A 15,631-nucleotide genomic window follows, 5' to 3' on the forward strand; every position below is an offset into this window, starting at 1 on the left:
CTCAGCCGCTAATTATGTAACATTTCGAGGGAGGCGTGAAGCATCTATTAGATGATACGGGAAAAACCTTGTGTCGGTTGTTGCTTGGGAATATAGCGATCGAAGGCCATGCAGATGCGTCTAATGAGCAAGCGCCCTGCCGCGGTAACAACTATTTTCTGCTCATCGAATTCGATTAAACCGTCGTTGGAAAAGTGTTGTAACTCTGCTTGTTCATCAGAAAAATATTCTTTAAATTCAATACTAAACAACTCTTCTATAGGTTTCGGGTCTAATTCAAAATGGCAAATAAGTTGTGTGATTACAGCACGTCTTATGAGGTCATCTGTACTGAGTTGAACGCCGCGGCGAATAGCACTAGCTCGTGTTTCAACGGCCTCGGAATAGGCGTTAATGTCATGTTCATTTTGATAATAAACATTACCAATTTGACTAATGGCTGATACGCCCATAGCAACTAAATCGCAATCTGAGTGAGTTGTGTACCCTTGGAAGTTGCGGTGAAGGTGTCCGCTTTCCTGAGCGAGTGCAAGTTCGTCGTCTGGTTTTGCAAAATGATCCATGCCTATATAGACATAACCCGCAGCAAGTAATTTGTTTATAGTCGACTCAAGAATGGCTAGTTTTATTTCAGGGCTTGGTAAATCTGCTTCATTGATATGCTTTTGCGAACGAAAGCGATCAGGCATATGCGCGTAATTAAACACGGATAAACGATCTGGACTCATATCGATAACAGTATCCAAAGTAGCGTTAAAGCTCTCGAATGTCTGGTGTGGGAGTCCGTAGATGAGATCCATATTAATCGACTTGAAACCAAGTTCACGTGCAGCATTAAGCACGGCTTCAGTTTGTTCTGTTGGTTGGATACGATTGACAGCTTTTTGTACTTGCGGGTTTACATCTTGAACACCTAGGCTGATTCGGTTAAAGCCAGCTTTTCTAAGCGTGCGCATTGTTTCTAGTGATGCTTCGCGTGGATCAATCTCAATGGAGTAATCGCCGCTATCGTCATCCAGCAGATTGAATTCTTGTTTGAGTTTATTCATCAGCTCAGTCATTTGTTCATCGCTGATGAAAGTAGGAGTGCCGCCGCCCCAGTGAAGTTGGTTAACAATTCGGCCGTCACTATACCATTTTGCTGCTTGTTCAATTTCTTTATATAAGGTGTCTAAATAAGGCTGAGCTTTTTTTCTGTTACGGCTGATAACTTTATTGCAAGCACAGAAGTAGCATACGTGGGCACAAAAAGGAATGTGAACGTAAAGCGATAATGGTGCCGTTTTATCGGTGGTTGTTTGCCCATTTAAAACCAATTGCTCTTCAGAAAGAGAGGCATCAAATTGAATGGCAGTAGGGTATGAGGTATACCGGGGACCTGATAAATCATAACGTTTAATTAGGTCCAGATCCCATGAAATGGTTTTTTCCAGGCTCACGATAATTTCCTCATAGTATTAAGCGCTGCAGTATAGCATTTGGTATAGATATTAATTTGATGCGTATCAAATGCCAATGATTCCATTAAATGGAATGGTGTAAAAGCCGAATATAATAATCATCAGGCCTGCAATATGTTGAACGTTACGATTTGATAGTAAGGCTTGCATCTGCTTGGCAAGCATTCCGGTACTGAGCATCGCGGGAAGTGTGCCGATACCAAATGCAAACATTAAACTGGCACTTTTCACAGGATCGTTTGCTGTAGCGGACCAGATTAGAGTGCTATATACAAGCCCGCATGGAAGCCAGCCCCAGAAAAAGCCTAATAAGAGTGCTTGTTTGATATTTTTGACGGGTAATAGTTTGCTAGCAGCAGGGCTAATAAACGTCCACAACTTGCTGCCCAATCTTTCTACATGAGTTAGTCCTTTCCACCATTGAGCGACGTATAGACCCATTGCGATAAGTAGTAGTCCGGCAATAGTTCGAAGCATAATGGCAAGAGAGCTATCTTTTACCATCACACCTATGGAGCCTACTAATGCCCCAGCCACCGCATAACTGAGCAATCTTCCAAAATTATAGCCAATAAGGTTTGGAATTCGGTTTTTCTGCTGCCCGAGTGCGATAGTTGCAGCGATACCGCCGCACATGCCTAAGCAGTGAGCGCTGCCAAGCAAGCCAAGTAAAATGGCTGTAGAGATGGATAGGGACTCAATCACGTGTCGTGGTTACTTTTTCTTGCTTGGCGTCATCAGGAATTAAATCATCATCGTCATCAAATAAGATACTGTGGGCCGGTGAATCAAGATCATCATACTGACCTGTGTTAACACTCCAGAAAAAAGCCCAAATGGCAAACCCCAGCAAGATGATGGCTATAGGTATTAATACGAAAAGAATTTCCATGGAGAATTATCTCGAATATTGAAGAGGCTATTTTACAGGATTACGGCGAACAAGTTTAGTCAGACGAAGCGCATTACCAACAACGATCAGTGAGCTGACAGACATACCAATGGCTGCCATGTAAGGCGCAATAAAGCCCATAGCTGCTAAGGGTAAGGCAATTAGGTTATACAATAGCGCCCAGGTCAGGTTTTGTTGAATAATTGACTGAGTTTTTCGTGAAAGCAAAATAGAATCCGTTAAGCGTATGATATCACTGCTGATTAGTACGGCATCGGCATTAGTTTTTGCAAGATCGGTTGCACTACCCATAGCAATAGAGGTCTGGGCACCGGCTAATACAGGGATATCGTTAATGCCATCACCTATCATGACAACTTTGGCTCCTTGGTTTTGGAGCTGCTGGATGTAGGCAAGTTTATCTTCGGGGGAGGTATTAGCTATGACCTTATCTATACTAAGTTCTCTGGCTACCTCTTGAACAGCGCCGGAGTTGTCTCCCGTCAACATTTGAATTTCAAGCCCTAGTCGGCGCAGTATTGATAAGGTTTGATGAGTTCCTTTACGGATCTGATCATTTAAGCAAAACCATGCTAATGGCTCTTTTGTACTGCAAAGGAGTAGCCATTGCCCGTCGAGGTTAGGTGCATTGTCATGAGTTAGATGTTGCTGGCAAAGCGCAGAGGCAAATTGAGGTTTGCCTATTCGGTAAACATCAGTACCTATAGTGCCCTCTAAGCCTTGGCCGAGTTCGCTATGCATTGTTTCAGCTGTTCGAACTTGGTATTTGCGAAAAGCTTTAGCGATGGGATGCTCCGAGTGAGCCTCAAGTGCTGCAGCAATTTCTAACACAGATTGAATATCATGGCTGCCACAAGCTTGTGTGTCATTGAGCGACAGGTTTCCTTCAGTAAGTGTGCCTGTTTTATCAAAAATAATGTGTGTTGCTGTTGCAAGGCTTTCAAGAACATGACCACGAGTGATAAGTAGCCCGTGCTGTCTAAGCGTACCTGTTGCTGCGGTAAGGGCTGTCGGTGTTGCTAAAGATAGGGCGCAAGGGCAGGTAACCACAAGCACTGATAGGGTAATCCAAAAAGCATTTCCCGGATCTATTTGCCACCATGTAACGCTAACAACAGTGGCTGTAATGAGCACGGCAGCAACAAAGTAGCTGGCAACACTATCGGCAATTTTTGCAACAGCGGGTTTTTCTTCTTGGGCTCTGTCGAGAAGGCGTACGATGGCGGAAAGTTTTGTATCTGCACCTACTTCTGTAATTTTTAATCGAAGAGGACTTTCTACATTTATAGTGCCGCCAACAACAAGGTCATCAACTGTTTTATTAATGGGGCGATATTCGCCTGTAAGAGCTGATTCATCAACTGAAGAGTAGCCTGTAATGATGATTCCATCTGCAGGAATAGTGTGGCCTGGTTTGACTAAAACAATATCATTGATAGCAAGCTCTGTGGCAGGAATAAGCACTTCTTGAGCATCTTTTATTTTTATAGCGCTGGCTGGGATTAGGTTTAATAATGCATTACCAGCACGACCTGTTCTGTGTCGGGCTTGCATCTCCAAATAGCGGCCAATTAGAAGAAAAAAAGTAAACATTGTTACTGAGTCAAAGTAGACTTCGCCGCTTTGTGTAATGGTGGCCCAAGCACTCGCTAAATATGCGCTTCCTACAGCAATAGATACGGGGACATCCATGCTGAGGTGTCTGGATTTTATGTCGCGTATAGCTGCAGTAAAAAAAGGTCGAGCAGAATACAGTAGTACAGGTGTTGCAATAATGAGGCTAGTCCAGCGTATAAAGGTTTCAAACTTATCTTCGATCCCTTGAAGAGCACCTGCGTACAGAGCAATAGACATCATCATTACTTGCATCATGCCAAGCCCTGCAACCCCTAAACGACGAAATGCACGCTTTTTTTCTAGTGTCAGTAGCTGCTCTTCTTTATCTGGGTGGTAGGGATGTCCTTGGTAACCAATATGATAAATCGCCGCCATGATGCTACTCAGAGAGGTTTTATTATCGTTCCAGCGAATGCGAGCCCTATGGTTAGTTAGGTTTACGGAGGCTTGATCTACACCGGTTTGTTTTACTAAATGATGTTCCAATAGCCATACGCAAGCGGCGCAAGTAATGCCCTCAATAACCAGTGTTGCTTCTTTAGAGTTGTCTTCTAAAGTAACAACGAAGGCTTGTTGAATGGATGGATTGTCATAGAGTTTTAATTCATCTTGAACGGTACTTGGTAACTCTGTACCTGAAAGCTCAGGGACGATAGCTGAGTCTCCCTGACGATACTTATAATAGTGCTCTAGTCCACTAGATATAATGGTTTCAGCCACTGCCTTGCAGCCAGGGCAACACATAGACTGTGCTGTCCCTTTAATATTAGCTACAAAATGAGTGCCATTGGGTACATCCTGGCCACAATGAAAACATCTTTCAAGACGATGTTGGCTATTAAGATTACTGCTCATACTGCGTGCCTTATAAATTTGGCTTTAGTTCAAAGCTGCGTTGCTCATAAGGTGGCAGAACCTCTTTGCGGAGATGCCAGTTTTCATCAGCAGGAAATAGGAAAAGATATCGCTTTCCCTTAAGTGGGTTGGCTAATGAACCGGAATACAGTTGCTGGGAACCAATTGCTTTAAGAGTAATTTCTTGGTCATATTTTTGGTGGGTAGGGTGGACAATATCTAATGTTAGGAATTCAGGAACAGTAGTCAGTTGCCCATTTAATTTTACCATGATATCGCCGGTCAAATCATCCAGACTGAGCTCTGCAATAATATTCTGGTCAATGGCGTTTTGATTTTTCTCGGTGTTGAGTTCATAGCCTCTGGCTATGCGGTAGTAGTCATCTTTGACAACGCCGTCCATTGTGACAATAGACAGGTAAAGAAAGCCAAAACCGTAAAATACTACAGCGAATATTGGCGTTAGAATAAAAAGAAGCCAAGGTTGTTTGTACCAAGGTTTTGCTGCTTGAATTTCATCTTCAGTCATATTTATTTCTGTCATAAAAATAGCTGCTGTCTTTGCAGAGAGCAGCTATTGTAACTTAATTTAATGCGCGGGTCGGCTATCGACGTGGCGCAGGGCCAATGAATCTATTGTCTTCGGTAATCGAGATACTATCGTTGTCGAGTGCTTGAACATTGATCTGAATATCATAATTTGGACGTTTGATATTCTCTTTTTTTACATGAATTCGGATATTGTAATCAAGTAGCTCGCCAGCCTTAATAGTGACTACTGGTTCAGAAATTAGTTTCAGTCCCTCAATACCAGTAATGGTTATTCGATAGTCATGGTCTCGTTGCTCTTTATTAGCGAGCTTAAGTTTGTAAACGTTTTCAATAAGACCGTCGGAAGTTTCGTTATATAGTTGTCCACGGTCACGCAATATATCGAGCTCAAGAGGAATACGGCTGAAAATCGTATAGCTAAAGGCAATACACATTGCTATGAGCACTAAGAAATAGCCAATTAGATTTGGTCGCAATAAATGAGTCGTGTTGCCGTCAAGTTGATGTTCCGTTGTGTAGCGAACGAGGCCTTTCTCATATCCCATACGGCCCATGATGTCATCGCATGCATCGACACATGCGCCACATGCTACGCATTCATATTGCAGGCCATCACGTATATCAATACCGACAGGGCAAACATTTACACAGAAGCCACAATCAATACAGTCTCCCATACCTTCTGCTTTGTAGTCTGCATTCTTTTTGCGTTTGCCGCGACTTTCTCCGCGTTTTTCATCATAAGAAATGACGAGAGTGTCTTGGTCAAACATAACACTTTGAAAACGTGCGTAGGGGCACATATAAATGCATACTTGCTCGCGAAGCCAGCCAGCATTTGCATAGGTAGCTACCGCAATAAATCCAATCCACCACATTTCCCATGGGCCGAGTGAGAACGAGGCTAAGTCACTAACTAACTGACGGATAGGGGAGAAGTAGCCAACAAATGCTATCGCTGAAGTAATGGCTATAAATAACCATAATGCATGTTTAAGCGTTCGTTTACGGAGTTTGGAGGCACTCCAGGGTGCTTTGTCGAGTTTGATGCGTTGATTGCGGTCGCCTTCAGCGATACGTTCGGCCCAAATAAATAACCAAGTCCAGACAAACTGTGGACATGCATAGCCGCACCACAAGCGCCCTGCAAATACGGTTACAAAGAAAAGAGTGAATGCGAGAATAATTAAAAGCCAAGATAGCAACATGAAATCTTGAGGCCAAAATGTCATTCCAAATATATGAAATTGGCGGCTGGGTAAATCAAAGAGAATGGCTTGTCTTCCGTTCCATTCAATTAACGGAAACGCATAAAACATGAGCAGCATTATTGAACCGGAGATAACGCGAAAGTTCTTAAAGATTCCTTTGTAGAACTTCACGTGAATATGTTCACGGTTTGCGTAGAGTTCGTAAGTCTCTTTCTTGCCACTTGCTGGAGGTGTGACGTCTTTAACAGGTATCTGATTCATGTCTGTGCTCGCAAGCTTATTGTTGGGTATTAGCCTACTGGGCCAACTCATCCATTAGAGAAGTTGAATATTATAATCTTGTCTATAAAAAAGGCGATATGAATTTCTTCATATCGCCTTTTTATTGATAGTTGTCAATTACTTGTTAGACAAACTATACACGTAAGCAGTAATCAGCTGAACTTTGTCTTTGCTAAGCAAGTCTTTATGAGCCGGCATTACACCATTACGTCCAGAGCGGACAGTGTGTGCGATTTGCTCAAATGAACTTCCGTAAAGCCAAGTGTTGTCAGTCAGGTTAGGAGCACCAAGTGCTAGCATTCCTTTACCGTCAGCACCATGGCAAGCGGTACAAAGTGCCTGGAACTGGGTTTTCCCACGGGCAGCTCCATCAGCGTCAGCTTCCTGACCGCTGAGTTCTTGCACATAACTAGCTACGTCACGTACACCTTCTTCTCCTAATACAGCACCCCATGCAGGCATAGCGCCTTGGCGACCATTTAAAATAGTCTGGGTTAGTGCATCCGGAGATCCGCCGTACAACCAGTCATTATCTGTTAGGTTAGGGAAGCCGTGAGCACCTGTTGCAGCTGTTCCGTGACAAACAGAACAGTTATTAGCAAACATGCGCTGCCCCATTTTAAGGCCCGCTTCGTTTTCTGGTTTTTGCAGGTCTTCTACAGACAAGGTGGCGTACTTAGCGAAGACTGGTTTATACACTTCATCAGCGTAAGCCATTTCTTCTTCCCACTGGTTTGTGGAAGTCCACCCCAATAATCCTTTGAAGTTACCTAGGCCTGGATATAGCGCTAAGTAAACTAAACCAAAAATAACAGTGCCCATAAACATCTGGAACCACCATTTTGGAAGAGGGTTATCTAATTCTGCAATGCCATCGAACTCATGCCCGACAGTTTCTTCAGTTTCTTCTTTATAGGTTTCACCCTTACGTGTCTGTAAAAGCAACCAAGTACAGCCAAAAATTACTGCTAGGGTAATAATCGTTACCCATGCGCTCCAGAAAGCACTCATTTTTCCACTCTCCTGTTCGGGGTCGATTCATCCGAATTACCGTTTGCTTCATCAGCGAAGGGTAGTTGAGATGCATCATCAAATCGTTTCTTATTACCGGGTAGTAACACCCAGATAAAAAGTCCGATAAAGGTGATGAGCATAATCACCGGTATGAATGGGCCGTAAACATCGTAACTCACTAGTGATTACCGTTTATTGTTATAGACAGAATGGGTTTTGCCCAGTGCTTGTAGATATGTAACCAGTGCCTCGATTTCATATTTACCTGCAACATCGTCCTGAGCACTTGCGATTTGTTCGTCAGTGTAAGGGACACCCAATTTACGCATAACACTCAATTTGGCAGCCGTATCCTTACCCGTTAGCTTGTCTTCGAACAACCAAGGGTAAGAGGGCATTTTCGACTCTGGTACAACATCACGAGGGTTGTACATATGAGCACGATGCCAGTCATCGGAGTAACGACCTCCAACACGAGCTAGATCTGGCCCGGTACGCTTAGAGCCCCATAGGAACGGATGCTCCCATACTTGCTCATTTGCAGTGGAGAAGTGGCCATAGCGCTCAGTTTCAGCACGGAATGGACGAATCATCTGAGAGTGACATACATGACACCCTTCGCGTATATATATATCACGGCCTTCTAGCTCAACAGCGTTGTAAGGGCGTAGACCCTCAATAGGTTTTGTTGTTGATGCTTGGAAGAATAAAGGTACGATTTCAGCTAGACCACCACCGCTGATAACGATGATGATTAACAAAACCATTAGGCCGATATTCTTTTCTACTGTTTCATGCTTAATCATTATTCTGCTCCTCAGCCTTATGCAGCCTGCGCAGCAGCATCAGCCGCTGGGGCTTTGCTGTCCTTACGAACAGTTTGCCAAGTGTTATAAGCCATCAGAAGCATACCTGTCAGCCAGAATATACCGCCTAACCAGCGAACGAAGTAACCTGGGTGAGATGCTTCGAGTGCTTCAACGAAGCTGTATGTTAGCGTGCCGTCTTCATTAACTGCGCGCCACATTAAGCCTTGCAGGATACCGTTGACCCACATCGCGCAGATGTAAAGAACAGTACCTACAGTTGCTAACCAGAAGTGAGTATTAATTAGGGCAACGCTCCACATCTGTGTTTTACCAAATAATTTTGGAATCATGTGGTATGTCGCACCAACAGAAATCATTGCAACCCAGCCCAATGCGCCGGCGTGTACATGACCAACAGTCCAATCTGTGTAGTGAGATAGTGCGTTGACAGTTTTAATAGCCATCATAGGGCCTTCAAAGGTAGACATGCCGTAGAAGGATAGAGAAACGACTAAGAAGCGAAGTATAGGATCTGTGCGTAATTTATACCAAGCACCAGACAGTGTCATCATACCGTTAATCATACCACCCCATGAAGGCGCTAATAGAATCAATGACATAACCATTGCTACAGATTGAGTCCAATCTGGAAGAGCAGTGTAGTGAAGGTGATGTCCGCCGGCCCACATGTAAGTAGCAATCAATGCCCAGAAATGCACGATTGATAGGCGGTAAGAGTAAATTGGACGCTCTGATTGCTTAGGAACGAAGTAATACATCATTCCTAGGAAGCCCGCGGTTAGGAAGAAACCTACCGCATTATGGCCGTACCACCACTGAACCATGGCATCAACGGCACCAGGGTATATTGAGTAAGATTTCCACATAGTAACAGGCATAGCCATGCTGTTAACAATGTGTAGAACCGCTACCGTAATGATGAAGGCCATGTAGAACCAGTTACCTACATAGATATGTGAGGTTTTACGGTTCTTTACAGTGCCTAGGAATACAATTGCATAGGAAACCCATACAACAGCAAGCAATATGTCAATTGGCCACTCTAGCTCTGCGTATTCTTTAGAAGAAGTTAAACCCATTGGTAGGGTTATCGCTGCTAAAAGAATAACCGACTGCCATCCCCAGAATGTGAAGGCCGCTAAACCGTCTGAGAAAAGACGCGTTTGGCAAGTACGCTGAACTACATAATAAGATGTAGCAAATAGCGCTGATCCACCAAATGCGAATATAACCGCATTGGTGTGTAACGGGCGTAAACGTCCGTAGGATAACCATGATGTGTCAAAGTTTAGTGCCGGCCATACAAGTTGTGCGGCAATTAAGACGCCAACTGTCATTCCGACTATACCCCATATCACCGTCATAATGGCGAACTGGCGCACAACCTTGTAATTATAAGTTGGGTGTTCAGTTACAGTGCTCATGTCAGGCTCTCATCCAAAAGCTTGGTTTGATAGTACAGTTCCGCAGGCAATTATCTTGGAATAGCCTTGCGTTTTCAACGAGGTTCAGGCGTTGAGTGTGGCGCATTGTCGCATAATTTGATCAGTAAATATATTTTATATCCATTTTAGTTAAGTGTTTATTTTGCGTGTATCTAATTGATTTTATTTGAAATAAATTTTACTGGCGATGCTATTCTACAATCGTCTACAGTGGTCTTAAGCATGAAATTGTCTTTTTTATGCTACTTTAGGCTTGCTTTTATCTTTTGTTAATTGTCAATTGCTTGATATAGATCAAGCTCTAAATTAGCGATAAATATCCTTAAGTAAGTTTTTTTTTGTTGAGGTGACTTTTTTGAATGTTTTGATCGATGGTGAGCCTATTCTTGGGCGGCTATTATTGGCGCATGGGGCTGGCGCTGGTATGGAAAGTGACTTCCTAATTGACGTTTCTCAGTATCTAGCGGGCTGTGGTTTGCAAGTTATTCGGTTTGAATTTCCATATATGCAAAAGAGGCGCCTTGATGGTAAGAGAAGGCCTCCTGATAGAGCAGATAAGTTGTTGATTGCTTATAAAGAAGTAATAAATGAATTTTCGGGAGAGGAACCATTATTTTTGGCTGGGAAATCTATGGGAGGAAGAATTGCCTCTATGGTTATGGAGGATACACAGGCAAGAGCATGTTTTGTATTTGGCTATCCTTTTCATGCGGCCGGTAAGTTGTTAACAACGCGAATAGACCATATGCATAGATTATCAAAGCCTTTACATATATTCCAAGGGGAAAGGGATTCTATGGGGACAAGAGGAGAGGTTATAGAGTACCCGTTGCCTCCTGCTGTAAGAATGCACTGGTTGGTAGATGGCAATCATGATTTAAAGCCACGAAAGGTATCCGGGTTTACACAACAAGGCCACATGCGATCCAGTATGGATAAGATGATTGAAGAAATCCAATCTCTTAATCATCACCTTGCAATCAATGCTCAAGAACCGTGAACTTTTCTTCTTGGTCTAGCATTGGCTTTAATTGTTCCATCATTTCTTTGCGTTCTGGAGAGCTTAGCCAATGTTGCCAGTCATTTATCGTTCTGTAATTAGCAATAACCACTCTGTGGTTTGGGTCATTTGAATCCCTCAGTGCCTCACCAGAAATAAATCCGTGTGCTTGCATTGCTTTTTGAAGTGTTGCTTTAGCTGCCTTTTCGTAGTGTTCCCCTAGTTCATCAGCGATATGACGTTCAATTATTACTTTAATCATGGTTTCCCCCTAAGAATTTATCGCTATTCACTAATAATAAACCTAGTTATTGAAATCACAAACTCATACTTTGGCAAGTACCAGCTTTCGTTACTGTGTTTTATTTGAGACAATAGAGATGTTTATAGATCGAGATGTGAAATGGCTGGTATTAAAGAAGATCATTTGCTGGATGCTACAGGGCTATATTGTCCCGAACCGGTAATGATGCTGCATAACAAGGTACGTGAAATCGAGACGGGTGAGGTTTTGCTGGTGTTAGCCACAGATCCATCTACTCAGCGAGATATACCAAAGTTCTGTACATTTCTTGGACATGAGCTGGTTGAACAGGTCAATGAATGCGAAAATGAAACATTCAGCTATTATATTCGAAAAGGCAGCTGATATAGTGTTTGACGATATAAATGCCGCAGTGGAAAAAACATTGCGGGTAGTTGATGAGTGCGAACGGTTAATTAGCGATTTTGAGCTGAAGAAAAACCGTTCGAATATCAAAGTGATCGAGAGAAATGTTGTGAACGACGTAGTGATACCAAAAAGTAAAAGTAAAGCGAAGAATCGAGCTGCAAATCAGGCTGCACTTCAGCTTTTGATGGAAACATACCCACAGGTCTTTAACCGTGAAAACGTGCGACCTTTAAAAATTGGTATTCAGGACGACTTGATCGCTGATGACAAAGTTGCAAAAAATAAAATTAAGAGAGCGTTAGCTTCATATGTACGTTCTCCTCAATATTTTCGATCCTTACAAGAAGGCGTCGATAGGGTTAATCTGCAAGGTGAGGGCCAAGGACAGGTTACAGCTGAAGAAGCAGAACATGCCAAAGGTAAGCTAAAAGAATTTCATCAGCACCGACGTGAGCTTCAGAAAGAAAAAGAGAAGCAGCAACGTGAAGCTGAAAAAGCTGATCGCTTGCACAACAAGTTGGATCAGTTGGTTGCGCTAAATAAACGTTAAGCGGGCCTTGTAATCCCTTCAAAGCACCTTATATAGTTACTAGCTTATATATAAGGTGTTTTATGTCTCAAATAAAGTTAATTTCTTGCCCTTCCTGTCAAACACAGAATCGTGTACCTGCTGATAAGCTTGCTGCTAAACCAATTTGTGGTCGATGTCGTGTGCTGCTTTTTCAAGGCACTTCTGTTGAGCTAACAATGGTTCAATTCGATAAGTTTGTTAAGAGAAGTGATGTTCCTGTTGTTGTAGATTTTTGGGCGTCTTGGTGTGGGCCATGTAAAATGATGGCTCCAGTTTTTGAGCAAGCAGCAAGGCAGTTGGAACCACGATTTAGATTTGTGAAGGTTAATACAGAAATTGAACAAGCGCTTGCTGCGCGTTATTCAATTCGTAGTATTCCAACACTTATTATACTGAAAGGTGGAGTAGAGATTGCTCGTCAAGCTGGAGCTTTAGATTTAACGAGCATGTCCCATTGGTTGGAGCGCTACCAATAATCTATATGCAATAAATTATTTAGATAAGCGCTTCCGGCCTACCGTGTAGGAAGCCTTGTGTACCATCTATATTTAACGTGCTGAGTTGCTCGCTTTGGCCTTCTCTTTCTATACGCTCTGCATAAGCTTGTATGCCTAGGCTGTGTGCAGCTGTGATTAAGCTACTCACAAAGAAGCGGTCTTCAGCACTGTTATCAATTTCACGGCAAAGGGAGCCGTCAATTTTAATATAGTCAGGTTGTACTACATACAAGTAACTAAACCCACTGGGATGAATGCCAAAGTTATCTACTCCGAAGCCAACGCCATTTTGTTTTAGTAAATCTCGAAACTGAACTATGTGCTCAATATCATTAAGAACAGCTGTTTCGTTGATTTCAATATTTAAGCGACCTTTGAGTTTTTGTTTGCGTAGCTTTTTATTTATCCACGCCGTGAAGTTTTCAGAATGGATTGCCTGTTGGCTAAAGTTAATAGTCAGGGGAGGGCATGAAGGGTGCCCCTGAATGTATTCGATAGCACGTTCCAGCACGGCTTTGTCTAATGCTTCAATTAATCCTAGTTCTTTAACAACTTGTATGAACTCAATAGCAGAGCAAGGCATGTTTTCTCTATTGAGAATACGTGCTAATAACTCTCTTTGTATGACGGTGTTGCCGGAGTTTGAAATAACTTTCTGATATTGCAGAAAGACTTGTTTGTTATTGATGGCGTTAGCAACATGTGACTGCCATGAATTCGACGTTGTCTGAACTCCAGTAAATTGCTCGGGGTATTGTATATCTACGTTATTTAAGGATGCTTGCCTTAGGAGAATGCGCGCTTCTGAGAGTAACTGAGCAGCAGTGGTGTGCTCATTGCTTTGCGTTACTGCTATATGTATAGGTAGTTGGTTTTGGGCGATTTCTTGCGAGTTGGCATTGATTTTTATTGATTCTTTGAGTTGGTTTATAGTGCGTTTTACTGTCTCTTCATCAGTAACAGGAATCAAAGCTATAAAGTCTGAGCCGGTTAAGCGTCCTACTATATTCTGCTGGTATTGTAAGGCTAAATTGCTCAATTGAGTTCCTACATAACAGAGGAAGTTATTTATTCTCTCTTCTCCTGCCTGTTGGTTGAGCGATTGTAGGTTGGGGATGTGTAGGTAGATGCATGTGCCGGGCCCAAAATCTTTACGATAGTCTAACCAGTCGCTGAGTTGTGCTTGTGTGGATCGTTGATTGGCAAGGCCTGTTAGATTGTCTTGATATGCAGTTTTTCGCAGTTCTTCTATATGGCGTGTTTGTTCGTCAAAGGTTCTTTGCACGCGACGTACCATTTTGTTCATCGCTTCGACGACTGTTTTCAGTTCTTGAGTTTTTGGTATGTGCTTTTGTTCAACATATTTTCTTTCCGATAGTGCGGATGCTTGTTCTGCAACGCCTTTAAGTGGACGTAAGATAAATCTAAGGAGGTAGCTAAGTGAAAAGACCGCGATAAGAGAAAGTGAAATAAACCAAATGAGAGTTTTTTCGGCACCTTTCCATAACTGTTCATAAGCATATCCTGCACGACCCTGGACTTTAACTTTGCCTACTTTACGCCACTGGTGGCTTATTTCACGTTCCATAGACGGTGGGGTGAATTGAACGAGCTTAAGAAACCATTGAGGTACGTTTTGAGGGGTAGGAGGTGGGCTATCAGAAGTAAACAGTGTTTGTCCTTGAGCATCAAGTACTTCAATCTTTTGGTAAAATCCGCTATCAAAAATGGCGTTGATAGTTGTCTCGATAGTTGCTGTGTCTTGCTCGGCAATATAAGGCGCTAGGTAAAGCCCTAAGTGAGTAGCAGTGTCTTGGCCGTGAGATTCTAATTGGTGAGACAGCATGTCTTTTGAGCTGTCTGACATAATGTAAAGAGTGCCAGACACCAAGCCAATCAACACGGCAAAAACCGCAGCAATCAACTGATTGAGTAAAGACATAAAACACTCCTTGGTTCTAAATTAATTAACATTAACACGATTGTTCTCTATTCTTGATTTGAGTTTTACCCAGGGCCCTAGGCGGTCTGAAGTGCCTACTAAAGTGGTTCTTCGTCCTTTTTTTGACAACCAGAGATTGTCACCATTGAAGCTGTATACATGTAAAAGATCTGTTCTTTGGGAGGCCGGTTTAATCTCAGGAATGAGGTTATCAAGTACAACAGGCATTGCGCTTGGTTTTTTATAATATGTGAGTACCATGTGCGCTTGATTGAGCTTAAGAGCTTTAACGTAGGATATGCTTAATTTACTCACATCCACCCCAACTTCCTTAAGCGTGTAATATTTTGCAATTGAAAAATCTTCGCAGTCCCCACCATTACTGATGAGAAATTCAACGGGGGTTGCCCAGTAATCTTTTTTCCCCCAGTGGTCGATATCATCTAAAAATCTAACTTGATTAAAAAAATCATTTACCTGTGCTAGCTTTTCACTTTCTGGCAAGTTTGCTATGTCGGTTATTAGTGTTTGCCACGCTTGTAATCGGAGTTTTGCTTGCGGCCCATATTTTTGCCCGAGCTTTTGAATATAAGCATTGTTAAGACGAATACTTATATCACTCAAGGCGAACATAGATATTGATGCGCAGAAGAAAGCGACGCATACATAAATTAAGCTATTGATTTTTAGTGACTTGGACCGTCTTTTTTCAGCGATGCAAGAGCGGTTTTTAAGCACAAGCTACCTTAAAGCGCAGGAGTAATGCATG

The 15,631-nt window shown here is 42.6% G+C and carries 17 protein-coding genes; 4 read left to right on the plus strand and 13 right to left on the minus strand.

Annotation, left to right across the window (positions count from 1 at the left end; genetic code table 11):
* Positions 1-47: 47 nt before the first annotated feature.
* From hemN to ccoN, 10 genes are all read right to left on the minus strand, one after another.
* Positions 48-1,439: an oxygen-independent coproporphyrinogen III oxidase gene (gene hemN / locus QZZ55_RS12030; RefSeq protein WP_293267578.1), complete on the minus strand. Its 1,392-nt coding sequence runs from the start codon at positions 1,437-1,439 to the stop codon at positions 48-50.
* A 66-nt stretch (positions 1,440-1,505) separates the two neighbouring features.
* The gene (locus QZZ55_RS12035; RefSeq protein WP_293267579.1) at positions 1,506-2,165 is read right to left on the minus strand and encodes a sulfite exporter TauE/SafE family protein; all 660 of its coding nucleotides are present in this window, start codon (positions 2,163-2,165) and stop codon (positions 1,506-1,508) included.
* The gene (gene ccoS / locus QZZ55_RS12040; RefSeq protein ID WP_293267580.1) at positions 2,158-2,352 is read right to left on the minus strand and encodes a cbb3-type cytochrome oxidase assembly protein CcoS; all 195 of its coding nucleotides are present in this window, start codon (positions 2,350-2,352) and stop codon (positions 2,158-2,160) included. Before ccoS ends, QZZ55_RS12035 begins: the two co-directional genes overlap by 8 nt.
* Positions 2,353-2,379: 27 nt before the next feature.
* Positions 2,380-4,845, minus strand: a complete 2,466-nt coding sequence (locus QZZ55_RS12045; RefSeq protein WP_293267581.1) for a heavy metal translocating P-type ATPase — start codon at positions 4,843-4,845, stop codon at positions 2,380-2,382.
* Between the two features lie 10 nt (positions 4,846-4,855).
* Entirely contained in the window at positions 4,856-5,374 is a 519-nt protein-coding gene (locus tag QZZ55_RS12050) for a FixH family protein (protein ID WP_293267582.1), read from the minus strand.
* A 76-nt stretch (positions 5,375-5,450) separates the two neighbouring features.
* Entirely contained in the window at positions 5,451-6,869 is a 1,419-nt protein-coding gene (ccoG, locus tag QZZ55_RS12055; RefSeq protein WP_293267583.1) for a cytochrome c oxidase accessory protein CcoG, read from the minus strand.
* A 138-nt stretch (positions 6,870-7,007) separates the two neighbouring features.
* Complete coding sequence (gene ccoP, locus QZZ55_RS12060) at positions 7,008-7,901, minus strand: cytochrome-c oxidase, cbb3-type subunit III (protein WP_293267584.1); 894 nt, start codon at positions 7,899-7,901, stop codon at positions 7,008-7,010.
* The gene (locus QZZ55_RS12065) at positions 7,898-8,044 is read right to left on the minus strand and encodes a cbb3-type cytochrome c oxidase subunit 3 (protein WP_293267620.1); all 147 of its coding nucleotides are present in this window, start codon (positions 8,042-8,044) and stop codon (positions 7,898-7,900) included. The genes ccoP and QZZ55_RS12065 overlap by 4 nt, the downstream gene beginning before the upstream one ends.
* Before the next feature lie 45 nt (positions 8,045-8,089).
* On the minus strand, positions 8,090-8,710 hold the full coding sequence (gene ccoO / locus QZZ55_RS12070; protein WP_293267585.1) for a cytochrome-c oxidase, cbb3-type subunit II: 621 nt from the start codon (positions 8,708-8,710) through the stop codon (positions 8,090-8,092).
* 17 nt (positions 8,711-8,727) lie between these two features.
* Entirely contained in the window at positions 8,728-10,158 is a 1,431-nt protein-coding gene (gene ccoN, locus QZZ55_RS12075; protein WP_293267586.1) for a cytochrome-c oxidase, cbb3-type subunit I, read from the minus strand.
* Positions 10,159-10,534: 376 nt separating this feature from the next.
* Between ccoN and QZZ55_RS12080 the strand changes: the two genes are divergently transcribed.
* Complete coding sequence (locus QZZ55_RS12080) at positions 10,535-11,179, plus strand: alpha/beta family hydrolase (protein ID WP_293267587.1); 645 nt, start codon at positions 10,535-10,537, stop codon at positions 11,177-11,179.
* On the opposite strand, the gene QZZ55_RS12085 is transcribed toward QZZ55_RS12080, so the two are convergent.
* Positions 11,160-11,441, minus strand: coding sequence for an antibiotic biosynthesis monooxygenase family protein (locus tag QZZ55_RS12085; RefSeq protein ID WP_293267588.1), 282 nt, complete (start codon positions 11,439-11,441; stop codon positions 11,160-11,162). The genes QZZ55_RS12080 and QZZ55_RS12085 overlap by 20 nt on opposite strands.
* A 141-nt stretch (positions 11,442-11,582) precedes the next feature.
* On the opposite strand from QZZ55_RS12085, the gene tusA reads away from it, so the two are divergent.
* The 3 genes from tusA to trxC all read left to right on the plus strand — a co-directional run bounded on the left by tusA (position 11,583) and on the right by trxC (position 12,899).
* On the plus strand, positions 11,583-11,828 hold the full coding sequence (gene tusA, locus QZZ55_RS12090) for a sulfurtransferase TusA (RefSeq protein WP_293267589.1): 246 nt from the start codon (positions 11,583-11,585) through the stop codon (positions 11,826-11,828).
* 4 nt (positions 11,829-11,832) lie between these two features.
* Positions 11,833-12,402 (plus strand): ProQ/FINO family protein, encoded by a 570-nt coding sequence (locus QZZ55_RS12095; protein ID WP_293267590.1) that lies wholly within the window; start codon positions 11,833-11,835, stop codon positions 12,400-12,402.
* 62 nt (positions 12,403-12,464) lie between these two features.
* Positions 12,465-12,899: a thioredoxin TrxC gene (trxC, locus tag QZZ55_RS12100; protein ID WP_293267591.1), complete on the plus strand. Its 435-nt coding sequence runs from the start codon at positions 12,465-12,467 to the stop codon at positions 12,897-12,899.
* 19 nt (positions 12,900-12,918) lie between these two features.
* Here the strand turns inward: trxC and QZZ55_RS12105 are convergent, their stop codons facing one another.
* Together QZZ55_RS12105 and QZZ55_RS12110 are read right to left on the minus strand one after the other, a co-directional pair.
* Positions 12,919-14,862: an EAL domain-containing protein gene (locus QZZ55_RS12105; RefSeq protein ID WP_293267592.1), complete on the minus strand. Its 1,944-nt coding sequence runs from the start codon at positions 14,860-14,862 to the stop codon at positions 12,919-12,921.
* Between the two features lie 21 nt (positions 14,863-14,883).
* The gene (locus QZZ55_RS12110) at positions 14,884-15,600 is read right to left on the minus strand and encodes a transglutaminase-like cysteine peptidase (protein ID WP_366512319.1); all 717 of its coding nucleotides are present in this window, start codon (positions 15,598-15,600) and stop codon (positions 14,884-14,886) included.
* Positions 15,601-15,631: the final 31 nt, after the last annotated feature.

Origin of the sequence: Neptunomonas sp. (genome assembly GCF_016744175.1) — a bacterium.
In the GTDB taxonomy this organism is placed as follows: Bacteria; Pseudomonadota; Gammaproteobacteria; order Pseudomonadales; family Balneatricaceae; genus Neptunomonas.